Raw genomic sequence first — 21389 nt, 5'->3', positions numbered from 1 at the left:
CCCTGAAATCGTCACCCCCTGAGCAGGTGACGTTTCAGGGGTACGGGCGGGGAGCCGGCCCGCCCGCGTCCGCCATCCGCTACGTTGTTGGCACAACCGCGCTCAGCGGCCCTCGGGGGCACCCGTGGCGCGGGTGATGGCCGTCTCCACGGCGGCGACCCGCTCAGCGAGGAGGCCGAGGGCGGCGACGGCGCGGGCCATGGGGTCCGTTTCCGTGTCGCCGAGTGCCTGGGTGCGGACGTAGGCGCGCTTGATGTCCGCCCAGCGGGCGGCTCCCTCGGGCGTGAGCGCCCCGCGCAGTTCGGCGAGCTTGAGTAGGTTGGCCTCGGCGCCCCCCGAAAGGGTCCGCGCCTCCGCGGTGTAGTGGTCCACCACGAGGGCCGCGACCTCGGCGTCATCCATGACACCCCGCACCCGCTGCACGATCTTGTTCATGGTCCGGTAGGACCCCTGCAGCCGGAACGGCGGCTCCGTGCGGCTCGCATCGGTCTGCCCCGCGGAGGCGATGTACGCGCGATTGACGGCGAGCACCGTCTCACGCACCGTCAGCACATGGCGCAGGACGGCGAGCACCCGCTCCAGTTCGGCGGGCGCGCAGGGCTGGGACAGTTGGTCGGGCCGCGCCGCGCTGTCGCCCCGCGCGAGGGCGATCAGCAGCTCCAGATCCGTACGGGGCCGGCCCGCCAGCGGGGCCAGCTCGGGGTGGGAGGTCAGCGCGTTCTCGACGAAGCTGAGTGCGAACGCCTCCTGCTTGCCCGTCAGCACCTCGCCCAGGTTCCATACGTCGGCGCGGTTGGCGAGCATGTCGGGGACGCGGAAGCGGCTGCCGGACTCGGTGTAGGGATTGCCCGCCATGCAGACGGCGAACCGCTTGCCCCGCAGGTCGTAGGTGTGCGGTTCGCCGTCCCACACGCCCTCGATGCGGCGGGTGCCGTCGCACAGCGGGATGAACTTCTCCAGGAACTGGGCCGAGGTGTGCTGGATGTCGTCCACGTACAGCAGCGTGTTGTTGCCGGCCTTCAGCGCGAAGTTGACCTTCTCCACTTCCTGCCGCGCTGCGGCGTCGGGCGCCTGCGCGGGGTCGAGTGAGGTGACGGCGTGGCCGAGCGCCGGGCCGTTCACCTTGACCAGCAGCAGACCGAGCCGTTCGGCCACATACTCCAGCAGCGTCGTCTTCCCGTAGCCCGGCGGAGAGAGCAGGAGCAGCAGGCCGCCGAGGGCGCCCGTGCCCGCTTCGGTACCCAGTTGCTTGGCCAGGTTCTCGCCGATCAGCGGGGACCAGACCTCGTCGATCAGCCGACTGCGGACGAACCCGGGCAGGGCACGCGGCCGGTAGTCGGCCGGCCGCAGCCGCTCCCGCTCCTCGGTGACCAACTGCAGGCGGCGGCGCTGGTGTTCCCGGAAGGCGGGTACGGCGTGCGTGCGGAACTCGATGGTGCGGGCGAGGAACTCATCCAGCCGCACGGTGAGTTCGCCGTCCTGGATACGGGGGTGGGTACCGAGCAGCCCGGTCACGGTGGCGGACGGCGGCGCGTCGGCGTCGTAGCGCTCCAGCCGTGGGCACAGCTGCGCGGCGACGGCCTCGGCCAGCTCTCCGGGTGCGGGCTCGGTGCCGCTGGAGCGGGCGTAGGAGCCCAGCCACGCGGTGGCGAGCTGGTGCCGCTCGGCAGGGGTGTCGAGCGCCGCCAGATCGGCGGTGTACGCCTCGTAGGCGTCGGTGCCGACCGTGTGCCGGAACTTCTCCAGCACCGTGCGGGCCTCAGCGCCGAGGACGAAGCCGCCGGGCTCGCAGGTCAGCTCCTCCAGCAGGTAGGCGGCCGCCTGCGCGGGCCGCGTACCGGGACTCTCACCCAGCGGCACCGCCCGGATGAACGCCTCGATGGCGGCGCCCAGTTCGTCCGCCAGCCGTGCGGCGCCCCGCACCGGGCCGAAGGTCTCGCCCGCGCGGGCCAGCGAGACGGCGCGCCGGCTCCAGGCGGCGCGCTGCGCGGGCTCGGTCCCGTGCGCCCAGAACAGCTGCGCGACGGCACGCGACGCGGGCTCGTGGCGCAGCGTTCCCGCGCCCTCGCCGAGCCGCAGCAGCGTCCTCAGGATGAGGGTGGCGTCGTGGTCGTGGACGCCGCGCTCGTAGCCCTCGTCGTAGGCGTCGCGCGCGGCCTGCCGTACGAGTACGGCCAGGTCCGCGGTCTCCTCGAGGGCCTGCGGGCCGTGCTCGTCCAGCAGCCGGGCCGCCAGGTGTTCGGCGCGGTAGACCTCCGGCGACTCGGACACCAGCGGCCGCTCCCCCAGGGCATGCTCTGCCAGCAGCCCGGGGTCGGTGACGGGCACCCGGTAGTCGGTGCCGGTGAGGGCGAGCGCCAACCCCTCGCCGCCCTCGCCGTCGGGGACGAGGGTGAGGTCGAGCGGCTGGGTGTTGACCGCGAAGCGGTGGCGCCCCAGACGCAGCACGCTGCCGCCGTCCAGATAGAGCTCACTGCGGTCCCGCAGGGCGCGCGCCGCCTCCTGGCGGGCGGTCACCAGCCGGTCCTCCAGCTCCTGGGCCCGCGCGGGCTCGCCCAGCTCCCGCAGCGTGGCGGCGGTGCGCCGAACGGTGCCGGTCATCGGGTCGGAGGTGAAGAAGGCGGCCAGCGCGTCGCTGTCGGCCAGTTCACCTGCGCGCCGGGCGAGGGTGGCAAGGGTGCGCTCGGCGGAGGTGACGAGCTGCTGCGTACGGCGTGCCCGGGCTTCGGCCAGGGCCTGCTTGCGCGCGGCGAACGCGTCGTTGATCTCGGTGCGTTCGGTGTCGAGATCGGTGAGGAAGTCCGGCGACTCTGCGAACCGCCGCTCGAGGTCCTCCACCTTCGCCAGCAGTCGCGCGTGCTGGGTGTCGCACTGCTCCGGGGTGTCGGCGGCGGTCAGCGCCGCGGTGAGGGTCTGACCGAGCAGGGCGAACTCGGCGGCGAACTCCGCCTTGGACTCGCCGGCCAGCAGCGTACGGCGGCGCGCCTGAAGCGTGGCGCGGGCCCGGTTGAGGCCGCCGGCCACCTCGGAGACCCGTTCCAGTACGGCGGTGCGGACGGTGGCGTCCCCGGCCTCCAGCCCGCCGATCACCTCGGAGACGGTACGCAATCCGTCGTCCAGCTCACCGAGCCGGTCGGCCACCGGCTCGGCCTCGGCAGCCGTCTGAAGGTCTTGTGCCTGCCCGATCAACTCCTCGATGTCGCGGTGGTAGCCGGCGAAGGCGTCCTCACCGCGGAGCTGTTCGACGGCGCGCAGCGCGAAGCTGTCCAGTTCCCGCTCGGCTTCGGCCGCCAGTTCGGCCGCGCGTGCGGTGTCGGCGTACCGCAGCTCCGCGCAGCCCAGCAGCTTGCCCTGGGCTGTGCGCAGTTCGGTCAGCCCCTCGATCCACTCGGCGGCCGAGCGCGGCGTCTCGCCGCGCAGCCGCCGCAGCGCGGAGGCCAGCCGTGCCGCCGCGGCCTCCAGCGCTTCGGCCGCCTGCCGGGCCAGCTCCCGTACGGTCTCGTACTCGGCGAGCACCTGCCGTGCGGTGCCACGGACCTGTGCCAACGGGGTGCGCAGGTCGCCGGTCTCCTGGTCGCCGAGCCAGGGGTGGCTGTCAGCGGTGCGTTCGCAGGCGGTGACCAGAGCGCGGTAGCTCTCGGCGGTCGGCTCGGTGTCGGCGGGGGCCGCACCGCGGGCGACGGCCAGGCAGGCGGAGATTCCGCTGACCAGCTCCCGGTTCCCGATCCGGGCCAGCGGCCCGGCCGCGGCCTGCCGGTCCGCCTCGGCCGTGTCGGACAGGTAGGGGGAGATCCAGGTCTGCAACGTGTGCACCCGTGCGGGCTCGGCACGCAGGTCGCCGTCCGCGCGCAGCACGGCCAGCGTCCCGTCGCCGAAGCGTGCGTGCCCTTTGCACACCAGCGGCGCGGTGACCTGCTGGCGCAGCGTGTTGTACGACAGCAGCAGATCGCGGCCGCCCTCCTGGGGCGCGTGGAAGGCGTAGAGCACGTCCTCCCCGTTCGGGGCGTGGACGGCGGACTCGAAGCGGAAACCTGTGGTGTCGACGGCGTCGAAGGTCTTCCACTGCCCAGAGGTCAGGTAGTAGCCGCCGGGGAAGACCAGCCCGCTGTCACCGGGCAGCCGACGGCAGGCCGCACCGATCCCGTCCACCCTGACGACCTGCCTCGTCAGGGTGTTGACGACCAGATAGCGCCACTGCTCCTCCTTGTAGGGCCTGACCCGCAGCAGCGTGAGCGGCCCGACCCGGGCGTGCGCGATCTCGGCGTCGGCCAGCGACTGGAGGGGGTCGGTGACAGGCTCACGGTGCAGCCCGTCACCGCTCTCGGTGTCGTTCTCGTCCTTGACCGTGAGGAAGCCGCCGACGGTCGAGACGTAGCAGCCGTCCCCGACGTCGACATGCGGATGGCGTCCGGGAACGTGTTCCTCGCGGGTGGCCTCGGTCCACTCCAGGTCCTGCGCCGGCGGAAAGGCGTGGTCACGCTCGCCGCGCGCGTCCAGGAACCGGGCGCTGCCGCCGTCCTGGGCGAGGGCCCAGCGCAGTACGCGGATATCGGTGGGGCTCTCGCCGGTCTGGAAGACGGCCAGCAGCTTGCCCTCGACCGGGCGCAGCCGCAGGAGTCTGGCGTGCCGGTAGTAGCGGTGCAGCGCGGCGAACTCGCGCTGGAAGTCCGGGTCGTCCAGCAGCCCGGGCACCGCGTCGGCCGGGAGCGGGTTGAGCTCCCGGTCGTGCAGGGACAGCACATCGGCGATCCCTGCTTGGTCGTCCGCGTGGTAGCCGAACAGCAGCCGCTCCCCCACGGCCACGATGTCGCGGGGCAGGCTGGGCCGCGCCGTGTGCAGCCGCGCCGTGTCCTCCAGCTCCAGCCGCCGGGCGCCGAACTGTTCGGTACGCAGGGTGTTGAGCTCTTCCGCCCGCCGGGCGAGCGTTTCGGCCTGCGCTGCAAGCCGGTCCCGCAGCACCTCGTACGTACCGGTCTCCATTGCTGACTCCTTCTCGCTTTCGTTCGGCACCAAAGGGCTGCGCTCGCCCACCCTGCGCCCTGGGGGCACCACCTCCTCAGAAGTCACCCCTGCGGCGAACCGTTCTTCATCAGCTTCGCCATCAGCGCCGAGGCGCTCAGGTTCTGGACGTCACCCGTGGTGAAAGACCCCAGCACCTCCTTCAGGTCACCCGTGAAATCCCCGCTGCCGTCCAGCCACGGCCCGGCGAGGGCCTGCACCGTCTGCGAGTTCTCAGCGAACGCGTCCACGCTCTTGCCGAGCGAGACGGCGGAGACGAGCCGGTCGAAGAAGACGGACTCGCCGCCGACGATGTTGATGTCGGCGCTCTCCAGCCCCTTGGAGACCACGGCGGCCTGGGCCTCGGCGAGCTGCCGCTGGACGTCCAGCCCGGCCAGCCGTACGTCCTTGTCGGCCTCCAGCCGCAGCCGGTACTCCTCGTGCTCCCTGGACGCCTCGTCCAGCGCCGCCATGGCCTCGGCCTTCTCCTTGAGCCCCTCGGCCTCCGCCAGCGCCTTGGTGCGTGCGCCCTCCGCCTCGGCGCGCAGGCGTGCGGCGACGGCCTCGGCCTCGGCGCGCCCGGCCTTCTCCAGGACCTCGGCCTCCTTGTCGCGCACCTGGACCTCGGCGAGCCCGGCGGCGGCGTTCTCGGCCTGGATGCCCTCGGCGAGCCGTGCTTTGGCCTTGGCGTCCAGGTCGGCCGCCTTCAGCCGGGCCTCGGAGAGGGTGACTTCCTCGGCGGCCTTGTGCGTGGCGGCCTGTTCGGCGGCCTCGGCGGCCTTGATGTCCTTGACCAGCTTCTCCTGCGCCTCGGCCTCGGCGGCGATGATGACGGCCTGGCGCTCGCGCTCGGCCTCCTCGACGGCGCGCAGCTTCTTGATGGACTCCTCCTGCTCGGCGACGGTGCGGTCGACGGCGACGCGTTCGCGGATGACCTCGGCGATGTCCCGCTTCTGCGCCTCGACCTCCTTCTCGGCGGAGATCCGGGTCAGCTCCGTCTCGCGGTCGCGCGCGATGACCTCCAGCAGCCGGTCCTTCTCGATGCGCTCGTTCTCGATGGCGATGACCCGCTCACGGTTCTTCTGGGCGACGGCGATCTCGCGGTTCTGGTTCTCGCGCTGCACTCCGAGCTGTTCCTCGGTGCGCAGGAAAGCGGCCTGGGCGCGCAGCCGCTCCTCCTCCACGACGCGTGCCGTCTCGGCCTCCTCGCGGGCCCGTACGGTCTCGATCTCGCGCTTCTGCTTGATCTCGGCGTCCGCCTGCCGCCGTTCCAGCTCCAGGATGGCCTCCCGGGCGTCGACGTTCTGCCGGGTGATCTCCTTCTCCTCGCCGCGCTGGAACTCGTTGGTGCGTACGTGCTCGGCGGCCGTCAGCTCGGTGATCTTGCGGATGCCCTGGGCGTCGAGAACATTGGCGGCGTCCAGTTGGGCGAGCGGCGTCTGCTCCAGGTAGTCGATGGCCGCGTCTTCGAGGCTGTAGCCGTTCAGGTCGGTGCCGATGACCTGGATGATGCGGTCGCGCAGTTCGTCGCGCTTGGTGTAGAGGTCGGCGAAGTCAAGCTGCTTGCCGACGGTCTTGAGCGCCTCGGAGAACTTCGCGTTGAACAGCTCCTGGAGGGTGCCCTTGTCGCTGGCCCGCTCGGTGCCGATGGCCTGCGCGACCTTGATGACGTCCTCGACGGTCTTGTTGACGCGAACGAAGAACGAGATCCGGATGTCGGCGCGGATGTTGTCCTTGCAGATCAGCCCGTCCCGGCCGGTGCGGGAGATGTCGATCGTCTTCACCGAGATGTCCATGACCTCGGCCTTGTGCAGCACGGGCAGGACGACCTGTCCGGTGAAGGTCACATCGACCTTCCGCATCTTGGAGACGATCAGCGCACGGCCCTGTTCCACCTTGCGGAAGAGCCGGGAGACGACCAGCAGCGCGGCGAGCGTGATCAGCAGGACGGCGGCGACGAGCACGCCGAGGCCCAGCGAGAAGGTATCCATGTGACGACCTTTGCGAAGAAGATGAGATGTGCGGAGCAGTGCGGACCGGCGGCGCCGGGCGGTGCCGGTGCCGGTCAGCCGAGGGCGCGGCGCGGATCGAGCGCCGCTTCATAGGGCGCGATCCAGAAGAACTCGCCCTCGTCGTCGTACGCGTACAGCAGGCCCGTACTGCCCAGCGTCAGCCGGCCGGTACCGTTCTGCCGCACCTGCACCAGCGCGCTGGAGCCGTCCTCGGCGGTGACCTCGGCCTGGCCGAACCGCTCGTCCACCCAGCGGGTGCGCACGGTGCACGTCAGGCCGACGAAATCCTGCCGTGAGGGGCCGGTGTCCGCGGGCAGGAGTCTGGCCGCCCCGCGCGCGGCCGCCCGGGCGAGCGGCCAGGTGGCCAGTGGTGCGGCGACCAGCAGTCCGGCGCCGGCCGCCGAGTGCTGTGCCGGCGACAGCCGGGCGTCGTCGAGCAGTGCCCCTCCGGTCAGGCTCAGCAGCCATGCCCCGGCCGTCAGCAGGGAGAACCCCACGGCGACGGGCAGGCCGCCCAGCCCCCAGACCCGGGACCCGAACGGGCCCTCGAAGCCCTCCGGGTATGCGGCGCCGACGGCGACGAGAATCCAGCAGAGGAGGACCACGAGCAGAGCGGCGGAGAATACGACGGTGGGGAAGGCCAGGGCCGTTCGAACGAACATTCCCATGGCCAACCCCTCCGTCGTCCCCCGTTGCCTCAGTGCCGCGACCTGCCGGTGCACGGCATCCCCCTGCCGGTTCGCGGCACTGAGGCGTCCCCCGGTTTCCCCCCGGATTCCCCCCGGATTCCCCCGTGGTGTCCCCCTCGGGAAGAATTCTGGCCTCGGGAGCACCGCCCCCGCATTGCCGGAACCCGGCAGAGTTCTCTAGTGTCTCCGTGCCGGACGGCGTCAGGGGACCGTCAACAGAGCATCAGGAGAGCGGAGATACGGGTGAGTGGCGCTGCGCGCATACCGGAGACCTACTTGGATGGATACGTCGCTCTCCTGGCCGACGTCTGCGCGACCGGCCGCCGCCTGAAACGGGACGAGCTGGAGACCCGGCGGGAGTTGGGGGAGCGCGCGGCCGACGCGGGACACGGGCTGCGCGACCTGGTCAGTGCCCATCTGCAGGCGGCGCGCACCGCCTGGCCGTCCCTGCCGGGCGACCCGGACAGCCTGCTGGCCGGGATGCACCAGGTGGTGGACGCGGTGGCCGAGGGATACGAGCGCGCGCAGCGCCAGGCGGTCCGCCAGGAGGAGGCCACCCGGCGGGAGTTCATCGACGACCTGCTGCACGGGCGCAGCGACCTGGGGCGGCTCGCGGAGCGCGCCGAGCGCTTCGGGCTGCGGCTCTCGCACACCCATGCGGTGGCCGTCGCGCACGGCCCGGCCGCCTACGACGAGGGGCATCCGGTGGCGCGGCAGGTCGAACGCGCGCTGATCGCCCGCTTCCACGACCGCGGCATCCTGCTGACCACCAAGGACGGGCGGCTGCTCTGTGTCGGCCCCGGCGATCAGCCGGAGGTCCTCACCTACTTCGCCAAGCAGTGCTACGCGGCGATGGATGGCGGCCAGGTGGCGATCGGACGCGTCCAGCCGGGTCCGGGTGGCGTGGTGCAGTCGTACGAGGAGGCCCTCAGCGTGCTCGATCTCGGGGCCCGGCTGGAGCTGCGCGAACCGGTGCTCTACGCCGCCGATCTGCTGGTCTACCCGGTGCTGACCCGCGACCGCCAGGCCATGGCCGATCTCGTCCAGGCGACGCTGGGCCCGCTCACCGCGGCGCGCGGCGGGCCCGAACCGCTGCTGGAGACGCTCACCGCCTATTTCGGCTCCGGCTGTGTGGCGGCGGAGGCGGCACGCCGGCTGTCGCTCAGCGTGCGGGCCTTCACCTACCGGCTGGAGCGCATACACCAGCTCACCGGGGCCAGCCCCACCGACCCCGCGCACCGCTACATGCTGCAGACCGCCGTGATCGGCGCCCGGCTGCTCGGCTGGCCCGCCACCCCGCTGGGCACGGCCTGACCGCGGGTAGCGTTCCGCCCATGAGCACTCAGACCTCCCCCGAGGCGCCCGGCTTCTGGGAGCAGCGCCGTATCGGCTTCCTCACCACGCCGCGCCCCGACGGCACCCCGCACCTGGTCCCGGTCGGGGTGACCTACGACCCCGCGACGCGGATCGCGAGGGTCATCAGCAGCCGCTCCAGCAAGAAGGTGCGCAATGTGCTGGCCGCGGGGCCGGGGGGCGCACGGGTGGCGGTGAGCCAGGCCGAGGGGCGGGACTGGTGCACTTTGGAGGGCACCGCGGTGATCCGGGACGACCCCGAGTCGGTCGCGGACGCCGAGGAGCGGTACACCCGGCGCTACAAGCCGCCGCGGCCCAACCCGGACCGGGTCGTCATCGAGATCGCCGTCACCCGCGTACTGGGCAACGCCAGGCCGCCGGGCTGGTGACAGCGCCCGGCCGGCGCCGCGTTCAGCCCCAGAGCGCCTGGGCCGCCGTCACACCCGCGAAGGCGGCGCCCAGTCCGGCCGACAAGCTCGCCGCCACATTGAGCAGCGCGTACCGGCCCGCGCCCTGTTGGGCGAGCCGCAGCGTCTCGTACGAGAAGGTCGAGTAGGTGCTCAGCGCTCCGCACAGCCCGGTGCCCAGGAACAGCTGGACCGCGGAGGAGGCGGCCCCCGCGAGCGCCGCGCCGGTGACCAGGCCCAGCAGCAGACAGGCGGCGATGTTCACCAGGAACGTGCCCCAGGGGAAGAGCGCGTCGTGCCGGGCCTGTACGGCCCGGTCGGTCAGATAGCGCAGCGGCGCCCCAGCGGCCGCTCCGACGATCACGAACAGCCAGTTCACGCGCCCGCCCTGCCCCCGGCCCCGCCGTCTTTCGCCCTGGCGTCCTCTGCCCCGCTGTCCCCCGCTCCGGCGTCGCGGGCCGGGAAGCGGACGACCTCCACCTCGTCGAGCAGCACCAGCGCCTCGCGGGTCAGCTCCGCCAGCTCCGGGAGGAAGGCCCGGATGCGGGCGGCCTCGTCCACGATCACGACGGCCACCGGCAGGTCCTCGCTCAGCGACAGCAGCCGGGTGGTGTGCACCAGGGACGAGGCGCCGAAGCCCTCGACGCCGCGGAAGACGCTGGCGCCCGCCAGTCCGGCCGCGTGCGCCCGGTGCACGATCTCCGCGTACACGGGCCGGTGGTGGTGCTGGTCGTTCTCACCGACCAGCACCGTCAGCCGCAGCGCTCCGTGCGCCTGCGCCGGTCCGGGTGCCGAGTCCGTCATCGCAGCCTCCCTGTGAGCAGCCGGCGGGTGACCGTCGCCGTGAGCCAGACCGCCGAGACGGCGCCCACCAGCGTCAGCCCGAGGTAGCCCAGCGCGGTGCCGGGCTCCTGCGCGTCCAGCAGCCGCTGGGTCTCCACCGCATAGGTCGAGAAGGTCGTGAAGCCGCCCAGCACGCCGGTCCCGAAGAAGGGCCGTAGGAGGTGGAGGTACCTCCCGTGCGAAGCATGGGGGCGGGCTGCCCATACGTCGGTGATCAGTACCATGAAGACCCCGATGACGGCGCACCCGGCGACGTTCACCACCAGGGTCGTCCAGGGGAAGGCGCCGGACGGGGTGGGCCACAGCAGGGCGGCGCCGTAGCGGGCGCAGGCTCCCAGAGCGCCGCCGAGGGCCACGACGGCGACAACCGGGCCCTGGCCGCGCAGCACCACGGGCGTACGTGGGCGCCGCACCGGTTCTCGCAGTGGCCACGCGGGGCGCCCCGACACCTTCTCCACACCTGTCTCCTACTCGCCGGGCACCACACGGGCGCGCGTCATCGCAAGCAGGGACCGTTGGCGGCACCGTTGCTGCGGTTGGCTGACGGCGGGCCCCACCGCCGTGCGGGGACCGAGGGTCGCCGCACCCCCAGATTAACGCCCGCCCCAGGCGCCTCGCACCCGCAGGCGGCGGGCCCACACGGCACCGAGGGAGAGAGCCTGGGCGTTCGACCCCCTTGCGCGTGTTCGAAAATCTGGCAGGCTCCCCCCGTCCCATGCCAACACGGGGCGCACTCGGGGGAGTTGACTCCGGGGGCGGCCCGTGCCATCGAGAGGACCCCCCATGCGTGCTACTCGCGCTCCTCTGGCCGCCGCCGTCGGCACCGCCGCACTGCTGGCACTGTCTCCACAGACACCGGCCACGGCCATGCCCCTCACCCCCGACTCACCGGCCACCCCTGTCTCCCCCACCTCCGCGAACGACGCGCCCGCCGACTACTACAAGGACGCCGAGGGCAAGACGGGCCCGGAGCTGAAGTCGGCACTGCACGGCATCATCGAGAAATCCGACGCGCTCTCCTACGACCAGGTGTGGGACGCGCTCAAGGCCACCGACAAGGACCCGGACAACTCCTCGAACGTCGTCCTCCTCTATACCGGCCGCTCGCAGAGCGCGGACGACAACGGCGGCGGTGCCGACCAGTGGAACCGCGAGCACGTATGGGCCAAGTCACACGGTGACTTCGGCACCGCCACCGGTCCCGGAACCGACATCCACCATCTGCGCCCCACCGACGCCTCGGTCAACAGCACCCGGGGCAACAAGGACTTCGACGAGGGCGGCGGTGAGGTCGAGGAGGCGCCCGGCAACCACACCGACGGCGACTCCTTCGAGCCACGTGACGCGGTCAAGGGCGATGTGGCCCGCATGGTCCTCTACATGGCCGTCCGCTACGAGGGCGAGGACTCCTTCCCCGACCTGGAGCCCAACGACAAGGTGGACAACGGCTCGGCACCCGCCATGGGCCGGCTGTCGGTGCTGAAGAAGTGGAACGAGCAGGACCCGCCCGACGCCTTCGAGAAGCGCCGGAACGACGTCATATACGACCAGTTCCAGCACAACCGCAACCCGTTCGTCGACCACCCGGAGTGGGTCGACGCCATCTGGTCCTGAGCCGTACCCGCGGGTGGGGCCGCCCCTGGTGGCCCCACCCGCGGCCGATCCCCGGCAAGGCCGTCCGTATCGCAACCGTGACCGGTGTCGCGGGCGCCGCAGTCGCCATCCCGCTGGTCTCCGCCACGGGCGCACAGGCCGCCTCGGTGGACACCTGGGAGAAGGTCGCCCAGTGCGAGTCCTCGGGCAACTGGCACGCCAACACCGGAAACGGCTACTACGGCGGCCTCCAGTTCAACAACTCCAGCTGGGCGGCCGCAGGCGGCCCGCGCCTCTTCCCCCGAGCGCGCGGGCCATGTGGCCCTTGTACCCCCTCGTTCAGCGCGCGCTGCGGGCCCGGCTGATGTTCTTCGCAAGCCCGGCAGCCGAACGCAGCCCCGGCTCCTCGGCGAGCCGGTCCGCCTGGGCGCGGAGCTTCTCCAGCGTCGGCGCGCCCGGCACCGGCTCGGCCTCAGCGCGCGCGGGCCGCGGCTCGCCCCCGGACTCGGCGCCGCCCTCCCCGCTGCGCAGGGCGTCAGCGAAGTAGGCGGCGACCGCCGCCAGCCGCAGATACGGCGAGACCTCCTCGCCCGTCCACAGGGCGGCACCGCTCAGCGCGGCCGCTGAGACCTCGCGCGACTCCTCGTGGGGCTTGCGGTTGTCGGGGTCCAGCCAGCGGACCGTCGCGGTGGCCGCCCGTCCCCTGGCGCCGTGCTTCAGCCGGACCGCGTACAGCGCCGTGACCGTATGGCCGGGGCCGATCTCGCCGCCGTCCACCGAGTCGTCCCGGAAGTCCTCGTCGGCCACCGCGCGGTTCTCGTAGCCGAGCAGACGGAAGTCGTCCACCGCCTTCCGGTCGAAGACCACCTGCGCCTTGGCGTCGCGGGCGCGCAGCTGGATGTTGCGGGGAAGCTGCCCGACGAAGACCTCGCGCGCCTCTCTCCTGGTGGAGACGTAGACGGTGCTGCCGTCGCCCTTGTTGGTGAGGCGCTCCATCAGAGCGTCGCCGTAGTCGCTGCCCACACCCACCCCGAACAGGGAGATGTTCTGCTCCTTACGGTGCCTGGCGACGTCGGCCAGGATCGAGTCGGCTCCGGTCTCGCCCGTGTTGGCGAGCGCGTCGGACATCAGGACGACCCGGTTGGTGGCGCCCGGGCGCCGATGCTCGGCCGCCTGCCGGTAGCCCTCCTTCATCCCCGCGCCGAGGTCGGTGCTCGACTGCGGCTCCAGCTCGCCGACGGCAGCCTTGAGCCTGGCCCGGCCCCCGTCGTCCAGCCGCGTCATCGGCAGCACCGTCTCGGCTTCACCGCTGAAGGTCACCAGGGAGACGGAGTCGCTGCCGCGCAGCTGTCCCGCCGCCGTCCGCAGCGCGCTCTTGACCAGGTCCAGCCGCCCCGGCTCGGCCATCGACCCCGAGACGTCCAGGACGAAGGTGAGCGCGGCAGGGCGGCGCGGCGCCTTCGGATCGCTCTTCTTGGTCGCCAGCCCGATCCGCATGAGCGACCAGCCCTTCGCGCTGGTGCGGGCGCCGTCCGCCGAGACGAAGAAACCGTCGCCCTTCGGCCGCCGGTACCCCTGCGGAAAGCTGTTGACGAACTCCTCGGTGCGCACGGTGCGCGGCGCGGGCCGCGCGCCGTCGCGGAGAGTCCGCTGGGCGTAGCTGTAGGACGCGGTGTCCACATCCAGCGCGAACGTCGAGCGGAAGTCCTCGGGCGCGGAGGGCTCTGTCGGGGCCACCTCCCCCGGCGCCACTGATGCGCCACCCTCCGCGTGGCCGGGTGCCCCGGGGCCGCCCTTGGCCGCCGAGTCGGCCGTCTCCGTGTTGTGTGAGCCGCCGCCGGTGCATCCGGCCAGCATTGCTGTGGCCACCGCTACGACGGTTGCCGCCGCCCATCCCCGTTTCATCGCATCCCCTCACACCGTCTTTCGGCTCCGTGCCCCGATGTGACGGTCCCCGACCCCGCTGGGACCCGGGGGATTGGTCGCGATTTGATGACGAATCCGAGCCCCTCGCCCCGTTCCCGGTTCCGCGTTCCCGGTTCCGCGTTCCCGTTGTGGGCGGCGGTTCCGCCGGGGCGGTTCCGCCACCCGCAAGCCGTCAGCGCAGGTACGCCCCCGGGGCGAGCTCTTCCAGGAGGGCTCGGGTTCGGGGTGGGAGGCCCCGCTCGGGGCCGTGGAGTTCGGCGGCGCGGTCCGTGACCCAGCTGACCGCCTCGTCCAGGACGCCCCGCTCGCCCGTGGCGTGCGCGGCCCGCAGCAACGCGTCCCACAGCCGTTCGTCCGCCGAAGCGCTCCGCATGGCGGCCCGCACGGCGTGCACCGCGGCATCCGGTTCCCCGAACCTGAGGTGCTCGGCGCACAGCGCCAGCCCGATCTCGGCGACGAGCAGCGGGTGCTGCGCCTCGACGACGTCGTACGCCAGCCACCCGTACCGCCCCTCGGGGCGGTCGGCCAGCAGCGGTCCGCGCGCGAGCTCCAGCGCCTCGGCCAGTTTCTGGCGCCGCACCTGCGGCGCCAGCTTCGCCCCGCGCTCGCCGGTGCAGCCGTGGTGCAGGGTGCGCAGCACGTCCCAGTCGGAGACGACGGAGCGGCGCAGCACCAGCCGCCCGTCCTTGTCGGTGGACAGCCGGGGCGTGCCGTCGGTCTCGATACCCAGCCAGCCGCGCAGCCGTTCGACCAGCGCGTCCCGCACATCGTCGGTGACACCCTTGGGCCACAGCGCGGAGGACAGCACGCGGGGGTGCACGCCGTCCCGGTTGAGCAGCAGCAGTGCCAGCGCCTCGTGCAGCAGAGCGGTGCGCGACTCCTCGGGCGGCTCGATACCGGTGACGTCGTAGCTGCCCATGATGCGCGCGTACACCGCGGGGCGGCCGCCTTCGCTCAGGTCCACGCGGAAGCCGGGGCCCTGGCCGCCTCCGGTGCGCTCGTCGTCGGCGTCGGCGAACAGCTCCACCACCGCGGCGCGCAGCTGTTCGGGCAGCAGCTGGGCCCGCACCTCGAGTCCCATCCGGGGTGCGGCCAGCGTGCCTTCGGCGTCGACGGTGAACTCCCACACCACGCTGGGCAGCCGTCCGCCGGCCACTCCGACGACGAAGCCCACTCGGGGTCCCCCGCTCTCGGTGGCGAGGGCCGCCAGTCGGCGGGCCTCGGCCGCGCCGGGCTCCACACCGATCAGCACCACCTGCGGCGCGGCGTTCCGGTGGCGCGACGGCGCGTCGACGCCTTCCCGCTCCCGCAGCAGCTCCCCCACCTCCGGCAGGTACCGCACCCGCTCGGGGGCCAGCGCGGTCAGTTCCTGTCCGAATCCGACGAGGGTGACCTCCATGCCCTGGGACCAGCTGCCGGTGGCGAGTTCGGCGGCGACGGAGGCCAGTACGGCGGTACGCCGCTCCTCGTCGCCCGCCACCGAGACCAGCCCCGGCACCGACTCCAGGTTGAGCAGCAGCCGCGCCTGGCCGCGCAGGCCGAGGCTGACGAGCGCCGGGTAGGGCGAGGGGCCGCTGGTGTCGACGTCGAAGCGGGTGTGGGCGCGCTGGATGGTCCAGAAGCTGGTGTTCTGGCCGTGCCGCCAGGGCGCCGGCGGCTGTTCGGACTCCTCGGCGAGCTGCAGGTGCAGGTCCTGCCCGGTCAGCCAGGCCGCATAGACGACGGGGAGCTGCCGCCCCTCGTCGGCCAGGTCCTCGGCCAGTCCGCGCAGCGCACGGTCGAGGAAGCGTACGGCGGCGGGGTCGGCCCCGGCCAGAAGGGCGTCACGGGCCTGCGCCGCGGGGTCGGACGGGGGCGCGAAGTCGTCGCCGGGAGAGCGCCGTCCGCCGCCGGTGACAGCGCGCCACAGCGCCGACCGCCGCCGGCGGCCCAGCGCGGCCAGCACCCCGGCCGCCAGCAGCGGCGCCCCGAGCAGCGCTTCGGGCAGCCCGACAGGGCCGAGCGCGCCGTTGTCGTCCGCCGCTTCGGAGGAGCGGTCGAGCCGACTGGTGCCGTCGCCGTCCGGGAGTTCGGCGTTGTCGAGGTCGGTCGAGGTGCCGGCGCCCTTGCCGCCACGGCCGCCCTTACCGCCACCATCGCTGTCGTCGTCACCGCCGCTGTCGCTGCGGGCGCCGCTGTCGCTGTCGCTGCGGGCGCCGCCTTCGCCCGGAGTCCTGTCGTCGCCGTCGGCGGCATCGCCCGGCCGGGTGTCCTGGGCGCCGGGCCGGATGTCGGAGGGCTGGGAGATGCCGGGTCCCGGCAGCCCGTCGTCGTCCTCCGAGTCGCCGAGGTCGTCGGTGCGGGTGGGCTGCTGCTCGGCGGGGGTCTCGGGAACGGACTGCTCCTGCCGGTCGGGCGAGTGCGCCCCTGGCGGAACCTCCAGCTTCTCCTCCGAGTCCGGCCTGACCTCGACATCGGAGCCGTCCCCGGCGTCCTGGTCCTGCTCCCCGTGCCCCTGGTCGTGCCGGCCTTCCGGGGTGTCCTTGCTGCCCGGACCGGTGTCGTCGGGGGTCTCCGGAATCTCCTGGTCCGGCTGGGTCGGAGCCTGGCTGTCGGCGCCCTTGTCACCGTCGTGGCCGCTGTCGCTGCCGTCCTTGTCGCTGCTGTCGCTCCCTTCCGGAACGCTCGGTTCCATCGCGGGATTGTCGTCGGCACCGTCCTGCGACGCGTCGCCGTCAGGGGTGGTGGGCTCGTCCTGGGCCGGCCGGTCCCGCTCCTTGTGCGACGGCCGGTCCTGCCGCTGCCCGCCGTCGTCACCACGGCCGTCGTCACCACGGTCGCCCGCGTCACGGCCACCCGCGTCGCGGCCTGAGCCGTGCTCCTGGTAACGCTCGTACTGGGCACGCTCCTCGGGACCCAGCTCCTGGGCGTCGTCCGGCATCTCGACCAGTTCGCCGCCGTGTGCGTCGGCGGGCATCTCCATGATCCAGCCCGGCCGGATGAGACTGGCCTCCGACAGCCGGGAGCCGTCCGGCTGCACCCGGTCCTTGTTGAGGCGGTAGATCTCCTTGTAGCGGCGGCCGTCGTCCAGGTGCCGCTCGGCGATCTCCCACAGCGAGTCGTGGTGGCGGCCCACCGGGGGCTGGATGCGGTAGAACTTCGTCTGCCCGGCCCGGGAGGTGTCACCGTGCGCCGACGCCTGCCGCGCCGTGCCCGCGCGCTCGCCGCCGCTGCCGCCCCCGGCCAGTACGACCGTGTCCGAGCCGCCCCCGCCCATCACATGCGTACCGCCCGCCTCCGGCCGGTCTTCGGCACCGGCCGGACGCTGCTGGCCAGGCAGGAGTTGGGCACTGGCCACGGTCTGCGCGGGATGGTGCGGCTGCACGGTGTGGCCGAGGTGGGTCAGCCCCGGCGCGAAGCTCGCCGTGCTGGAGCCCAGCAGCAGAATCGCGGTGATCAGCTGGCGGGCCAGCAACTGGCTGGGGCCCGCGCCCGGCACCCGCGCGGGCAGCCCGACTCCGGAGAGCGCGGCCTTCGCCTCGACCAGCACACACGCCGTGAACTGCGCCCAGGCCAGCCAGACCACGACCGTCAGCACGTTGATGAAGACGCCGACGCTCACCTCGTCCCGCAGCATGTCCAGGGACGGCATCCGGTGCGGCAGCGGCCAGCCGATGAAGTACGCGAGCGCCAGCGGCACCCCGGCCATCAGCACGGCCAGCGCGACGAACGCGCAGAACGCCTTGAGCACGTCCCCGAACGTGCGGCGGGTGCGCACCGTTACGGGCGTGCGCGAGCGCGAGCGGGACCTGGGCCCGCCGGGGGCAGGTGCCGGTGTCGAACTGCGGCGCGCCATGTCGTGTGCTCCCAAGGTGAGAAGTGCGGACGTGGAGGAGGGGCGGCGTGTGCCGGGACGGTCACCCGGTCACGGACTCCGCCGTCGCCGTGCCGTGGACGGTCAGGGGTGCGCTGTAGAACAGGCCGGTGAGCACCGGGCGGTAGGTGAGACGAATCCGTACCTCGACCTGCTGGGCGCTGGCGGACACACAGCCCGAGGCCGCCACATCGGCTGCCGAGAGTCCGGACCGGGTGGCGAACTCGTGGACGCGGGAGGGACAGTTCTCGTAGTTGATGGGCGCGTTGCGGCCCTGGCTCTCGCGCAGGGCCTCCTCGTCGATGTCCTGGGCCGCGTAGCGTGCCGCCTGTTCGGCGATGTCGGCGGCGCGCTCGCGCTGCGAGATGGACAGCCCGCCGTCCACCACGAACGCGGCCAGCACCATGAACAACAGCGCGAACATGATGACCGCCGCCGCACCGGACCCGCTGTCGTCGCAGGCCGCGAGCCTGTCCCGCAGCCGGCTTCCGGCCCTCTCCGGCAGGGAGCGTCTCCCCCGGCTCATCCGGTCCTCCGGTAGGGATCGATCGGCGAACTGGAGCGGCCCGTGATGTCCTTGGCGATGTCCAGCCCCAGGATGCCCAGGCCGCGTACCCGGCAGCTGACCTCGACGGTGAACAACCCGCCGGAGCGGTAGTCGCTGCCCGCGTCCCGTACGGTCACATTCCCCGCGCAGGTGCCCTTGAGGGTGGCGGTGGCCGCCTGCTGTGCGGCCGTCATCGCCGCCGCGTGGCTGCCGTGCTGGAGCGATCCGGCGCGCGCGGCGTCCCGTGCCGCGCTGTCCACGGCCCCGCGCCCGTCCACCAACTGGCCGAAGGCGACCAGGACGAGGATGAACAGGATCATCACCGGCGCGAGGATGACGACCTCGATCGTCGAGAGCCCGGCGTCACCGCCGCAGCGGCGGCTGCGTCTCAGGGACGTCACCAGCTCCGTCATCAGCCGCCTCCGTCCGGCACGAACCGTTCCACCGGCCCCTGGGAGATCGCGTACACGTCCATGTCCAGGCCGGGGAAGACGGAGGGGACCCGGGCGCGGATCTCCACACCGACGGTGTTGTCGTGCGGTCCGAGCAGCTTCACATCGGGGTTCAGGATCAGTTCGGGGCCCAGCTGTTCGATGTACTCCCCGGAGGTCTGCCGGGCCTTGGCACGCCAGCCGCCCGGGTCGGCGTCGGCCTCCTGCCGGGCCTTGCGGGCGCCCGCCTGTGCGGCCGCCTGCGCCACATGGTCGGCGAAGAAGTACAGCGCGAACTGCACCGTCGCGAAGATCAGGAAGAACAGCACCGGGGTGAGGAGCACGAACTCGATCGCGGTCATGCCGCTTTCGCCGCGCTGGGAGGCGGCCTCCCATCTGCGGCGTGCCCATGCGACGTACCGTCGCTCCGCTCTCACCTGTGCTGCTCCTACTTGCAGGTGCCGTCCTCGTCCGCGCCGTCGATGCAGTCGCTCACCTTGTCGGCGCCGTTGCGCAGCGCCAGGTTGATGATGGCGGCGACCACGCCGACGATCGCCACCACGACCGCCGAGATGATCACCCACTCGACGGCGGAGGCGCCCCGGTCCAGCTCGCCGGAGCGGGCACGCTGGATACGGCCGCGCAGATATGTCACGAGGAACGCGACTGCGGGATGACTGACCGAGCGAAGCGGATTCGGCATCGTTCTCAGTCCTTTCTCGGGTCTTGGGTCAGCGAGTCGGTGTGCGGCGGGCGGGTCGGACGGGTCAGATCTGGAAGACGCGCATGGCCGCCGGATAGATGAGAAAGACGAGGAAGCCCGCGCAGAGCATCAGCTGGGCCACGAGCATGGACTGGGACTTCTCACCCGCGCTGCCCTCGATCTCGGACAGCTCCCGGTGCCGCATCGTCTCGGCGCGCGACGACAGCGAGGCGCGGACCTTGGCGCCGTCGTCGGCGACCAGCGCCAAGGATGCCGACAGGTCCTTCAGTTCGTCGACCCCCAGGCGGACTCCGAGGTCCCCGAGCGCCGCCCACTGGCTCTGTCCGGTGATCCGCGCGTCGGAGAGCGTGTCGCGGATACGGCGCAGCGCCCAGCCGTCGCTGACCTCGCTGGCCGCCTTCAGCGCCTCGGGCAGGCCGCGCCCGCCCGCCAGGTTCATGGCCACCAGGTCGAGGTAGGCGCCGACCACCCGCCGCAGGTCGCGCCGCTTGGCCGCGGCGTCGCGGCGCACCTCCAGATCCGGCAGCATGAAGAACAGCCCGGCGAAGAACAGGGCGAGCCACAGCGGGATCAGCGGGCTGCGGCCGAAGCCGATCAGCCAGCCGATCGAGAAGAGGAACGGCCCGAAGAACAGCCCCGCCGCACCGAGCAGCACCTTGGTCGCCAGGAAGCTCTCCCAGCGGCGCTCCAGCACCTCCAGGTCGGAGCGGAGGCTGCGCTGCTCCCACCCCTGGCGCAGATACAGCTCGGCGACACGGGCACCGACCTGCGCCCGGAAGGCGGCGAAGCGTCCGCTCTCCTCCGGGTTCCCGGTGCCGCCCGACTGGTGCGCCGCGGTACGGGCGCGCAGCGCGTCGATCTCGGCGACGGAGGCGACGGAGCCCCGCTTGCCGGGAGCCAGCGCCCGGACGAGCAGGAAGAGGCCCAGGCCGATGAGGGCGCCGGTGAGCGCGGTGAGGGTGAGGGTGTTCAACGGCCCAGCACCTCCCTTCCGCCGCCGGGCGTCTCCCCTGGCCCGCCCGGCGGCCCGGGTGCGCCGCGGGTGCCGTGGACTCCGTGGGTGCCGACGGCCGGCTGGTCGGTGCGTTCGGCGGGGTGGCCCGCGCGGTCCACCGGGACCGGCTGGTCGGCGCGGACCAGGAAGCGCTGCGGGGTCTCGATCCGGGAGAGCTTGCGCAGCCACCAGAAGCCGCAGGCGAACATCGCGCACACACAGGCCAGTACGACCTGGCCGAGCGGGCTGCCGTACGGCTTGACGAAGTCCCGGTTGAAGACGGCGAGCCCCAGCACGAAGGCCACGCTGACCCCGACCACGATCTGCACGCTGCGCCGCGTCGAGGCGCGCTGCGCCATCACCCGCTGTCGCATGTCCACCTCCTCACGCGCCGACTTGGCCAGCGCGCCGAGCACCTCGCGGAGCCCTGGGCCGCGCAGCCGCGAGTTGAGGATCAGGGCCGCGACGACGATGTCGGCCGAGGGGTCGTCCAGCTCGTCCGCCAGGTTCTGCAGCGCGGTGGGCAGCGGGGTGCGGGCCCGCAGCCGGTCGATGAGCGCGTCCAGGTGCGGGCGGAGCGAGGGGGCAGCGGCGCGTGCCGAGGCGGGGATGGCCTGTTCGAGACCGACGGCGCCCGCGATGGTGTCGCGCAGCGACTCGGTCCACGCCGCCAGCGCCTCCACCCGCTTCATCGCGGCCCGCTCCTCCGCCGCGCCGCCGAAGAGCCGGTCCCACAGGAAGACGAGGATGCCGGTGGCGACGGCCGCGACCGGCCAGCGCGTGAGCAGCAGTACCAACAGCCCGGCACACACCGCGATGGAGCCGCGCCGGCTCATGAAGCGGGCCAGCTCCGAAGCGCGTCTGCCCGCGTCCCGCCGCTCGTCCGGCGCCTTGGCCGGCAGCCCGCGCAGCGCGACGATCAACAGCGCGACACCGCCGCCGACGGCGACGCCGCAGGCGAGCGCGTAGAGGGTGGACAGGGAGAAGATGCCGCCCGTACCGCCGTCGAAAGGCACGGT

The 21389-nt window shown here is 72.7% G+C and carries 17 protein-coding genes and 1 pseudogene; 4 read left to right on the top strand and 14 right to left on the bottom strand.

The window, feature by feature from the left end:
- Window positions 1–102: 102 nt before the first annotated feature.
- The 3 genes from JW592_RS05640 to JW592_RS05630 all read right to left on the bottom strand — a co-directional run bounded on the left by JW592_RS05640 (window position 103) and on the right by JW592_RS05630 (window position 7678).
- On the bottom strand, window positions 103–4980 hold the full coding sequence (locus JW592_RS05640; RefSeq protein WP_209263739.1) for a DNA repair ATPase: 4878 nt from the start codon (window positions 4978–4980) through the stop codon (window positions 103–105).
- 83 nt (window positions 4981–5063) lie between these two features.
- Window positions 5064–6989: an SPFH domain-containing protein gene (locus tag JW592_RS05635; protein ID WP_229375212.1), complete on the bottom strand. Its 1926-nt coding sequence runs from the start codon at window positions 6987–6989 to the stop codon at window positions 5064–5066.
- Window positions 6990–7063: 74 nt separating this feature from the next.
- Window positions 7064–7678, bottom strand: a complete 615-nt coding sequence (locus tag JW592_RS05630) for a hypothetical protein (RefSeq protein ID WP_209263738.1) — start codon at window positions 7676–7678, stop codon at window positions 7064–7066.
- Between the two features lie 264 nt (window positions 7679–7942).
- Here JW592_RS05630 and JW592_RS05625 point away from each other — a divergent pair, with 264 nt between their 5' ends.
- On the top strand, window positions 7943–9013 hold the full coding sequence (locus JW592_RS05625; RefSeq protein ID WP_209263737.1) for a PucR family transcriptional regulator: 1071 nt from the start codon (window positions 7943–7945) through the stop codon (window positions 9011–9013).
- 20 nt (window positions 9014–9033) lie between these two features.
- Window positions 9034–9441: a pyridoxamine 5'-phosphate oxidase family protein gene (locus JW592_RS05620; RefSeq protein WP_209263736.1), complete on the top strand. Its 408-nt coding sequence runs from the start codon at window positions 9034–9036 to the stop codon at window positions 9439–9441.
- A 22-nt stretch (window positions 9442–9463) separates the two neighbouring features.
- Here JW592_RS05620 and crcB read toward each other — a convergent pair whose 3' ends face one another.
- From crcB to JW592_RS05605, 3 genes are read right to left on the bottom strand one after another with little or no spacing between them, the layout of a single operon-like run.
- On the bottom strand, window positions 9464–9838 hold the full coding sequence (crcB, locus tag JW592_RS05615; RefSeq protein ID WP_209263735.1) for a fluoride efflux transporter CrcB: 375 nt from the start codon (window positions 9836–9838) through the stop codon (window positions 9464–9466).
- Entirely contained in the window at window positions 9835–10263 is a 429-nt protein-coding gene (locus JW592_RS05610) for a DUF190 domain-containing protein (RefSeq protein WP_209263734.1), read from the bottom strand. Before JW592_RS05610 ends, crcB begins: the two co-directional genes overlap by 4 nt.
- Window positions 10260–10751, bottom strand: coding sequence for a fluoride efflux transporter FluC (locus JW592_RS05605; protein WP_372446457.1), 492 nt, complete (start codon window positions 10749–10751; stop codon window positions 10260–10262). Before JW592_RS05605 ends, JW592_RS05610 begins: the two co-directional genes overlap by 4 nt.
- Window positions 10752–11085: 334 nt before the next feature.
- Between JW592_RS05605 and JW592_RS05600 the strand changes: the two genes are divergently transcribed.
- The gene (locus JW592_RS05600; RefSeq protein ID WP_209263733.1) at window positions 11086–11916 is read left to right on the top strand and encodes an endonuclease I family protein; all 831 of its coding nucleotides are present in this window, start codon (window positions 11086–11088) and stop codon (window positions 11914–11916) included.
- 47 nt (window positions 11917–11963) lie between these two features.
- Window positions 11964–12203, top strand: a pseudogene (locus JW592_RS33140) (transglycosylase family protein); the annotation flags it as partial.
- A 31-nt stretch (window positions 12204–12234) separates the two neighbouring features.
- Here JW592_RS33140 and JW592_RS05590 read toward each other — a convergent pair.
- From JW592_RS05590 to JW592_RS05555, 8 genes are all read right to left on the bottom strand, one after another.
- The gene (locus JW592_RS05590) at window positions 12235–13800 is read right to left on the bottom strand and encodes a vWA domain-containing protein (protein WP_209263732.1); all 1566 of its coding nucleotides are present in this window, start codon (window positions 13798–13800) and stop codon (window positions 12235–12237) included.
- A 193-nt stretch (window positions 13801–13993) separates the two neighbouring features.
- The gene (locus tag JW592_RS05585) at window positions 13994–17656 is read right to left on the bottom strand and encodes a BTAD domain-containing putative transcriptional regulator (RefSeq protein ID WP_209263731.1); all 3663 of its coding nucleotides are present in this window, start codon (window positions 17654–17656) and stop codon (window positions 13994–13996) included.
- 61 nt (window positions 17657–17717) lie between these two features.
- The gene (locus JW592_RS05580; RefSeq protein ID WP_229375211.1) at window positions 17718–18200 is read right to left on the bottom strand and encodes a Tad domain-containing protein; all 483 of its coding nucleotides are present in this window, start codon (window positions 18198–18200) and stop codon (window positions 17718–17720) included.
- Window positions 18197–18634 (bottom strand): TadE/TadG family type IV pilus assembly protein, encoded by a 438-nt coding sequence (locus JW592_RS05575; protein WP_209263730.1) that lies wholly within the window; start codon window positions 18632–18634, stop codon window positions 18197–18199. Before JW592_RS05575 ends, JW592_RS05580 begins: the two co-directional genes overlap by 4 nt.
- The gene (locus JW592_RS05570) at window positions 18634–19014 is read right to left on the bottom strand and encodes a TadE family protein (RefSeq protein ID WP_229375262.1); all 381 of its coding nucleotides are present in this window, start codon (window positions 19012–19014) and stop codon (window positions 18634–18636) included. Before JW592_RS05570 ends, JW592_RS05575 begins: the two co-directional genes overlap by 1 nt.
- Window positions 19015–19100: 86 nt before the next feature.
- Entirely contained in the window at window positions 19101–19355 is a 255-nt protein-coding gene (locus tag JW592_RS05565; protein WP_209263728.1) for a hypothetical protein, read from the bottom strand.
- Between the two features lie 64 nt (window positions 19356–19419).
- Window positions 19420–20349 (bottom strand): type II secretion system F family protein, encoded by a 930-nt coding sequence (locus JW592_RS05560; RefSeq protein WP_209263727.1) that lies wholly within the window; start codon window positions 20347–20349, stop codon window positions 19420–19422.
- Complete coding sequence (locus JW592_RS05555; protein ID WP_209263726.1) at window positions 20346–21386, bottom strand: type II secretion system F family protein; 1041 nt, start codon at window positions 21384–21386, stop codon at window positions 20346–20348. The genes JW592_RS05560 and JW592_RS05555 overlap by 4 nt, the downstream gene beginning before the upstream one ends.
- Between the last annotated feature and the right edge of the window lie 3 nt (window positions 21387–21389).

Origin of the sequence: Streptomyces spirodelae, assembly GCF_017676385.1 — a bacterium.
GTDB classification, from domain to species: Bacteria; Actinomycetota; Actinomycetes; order Streptomycetales; family Streptomycetaceae; genus Streptomyces; species Streptomyces spirodelae.
The sequence above is the reverse complement of the archived record's forward strand: the minus strand, read 5'-3'. Positions and strand labels throughout refer to the sequence as shown.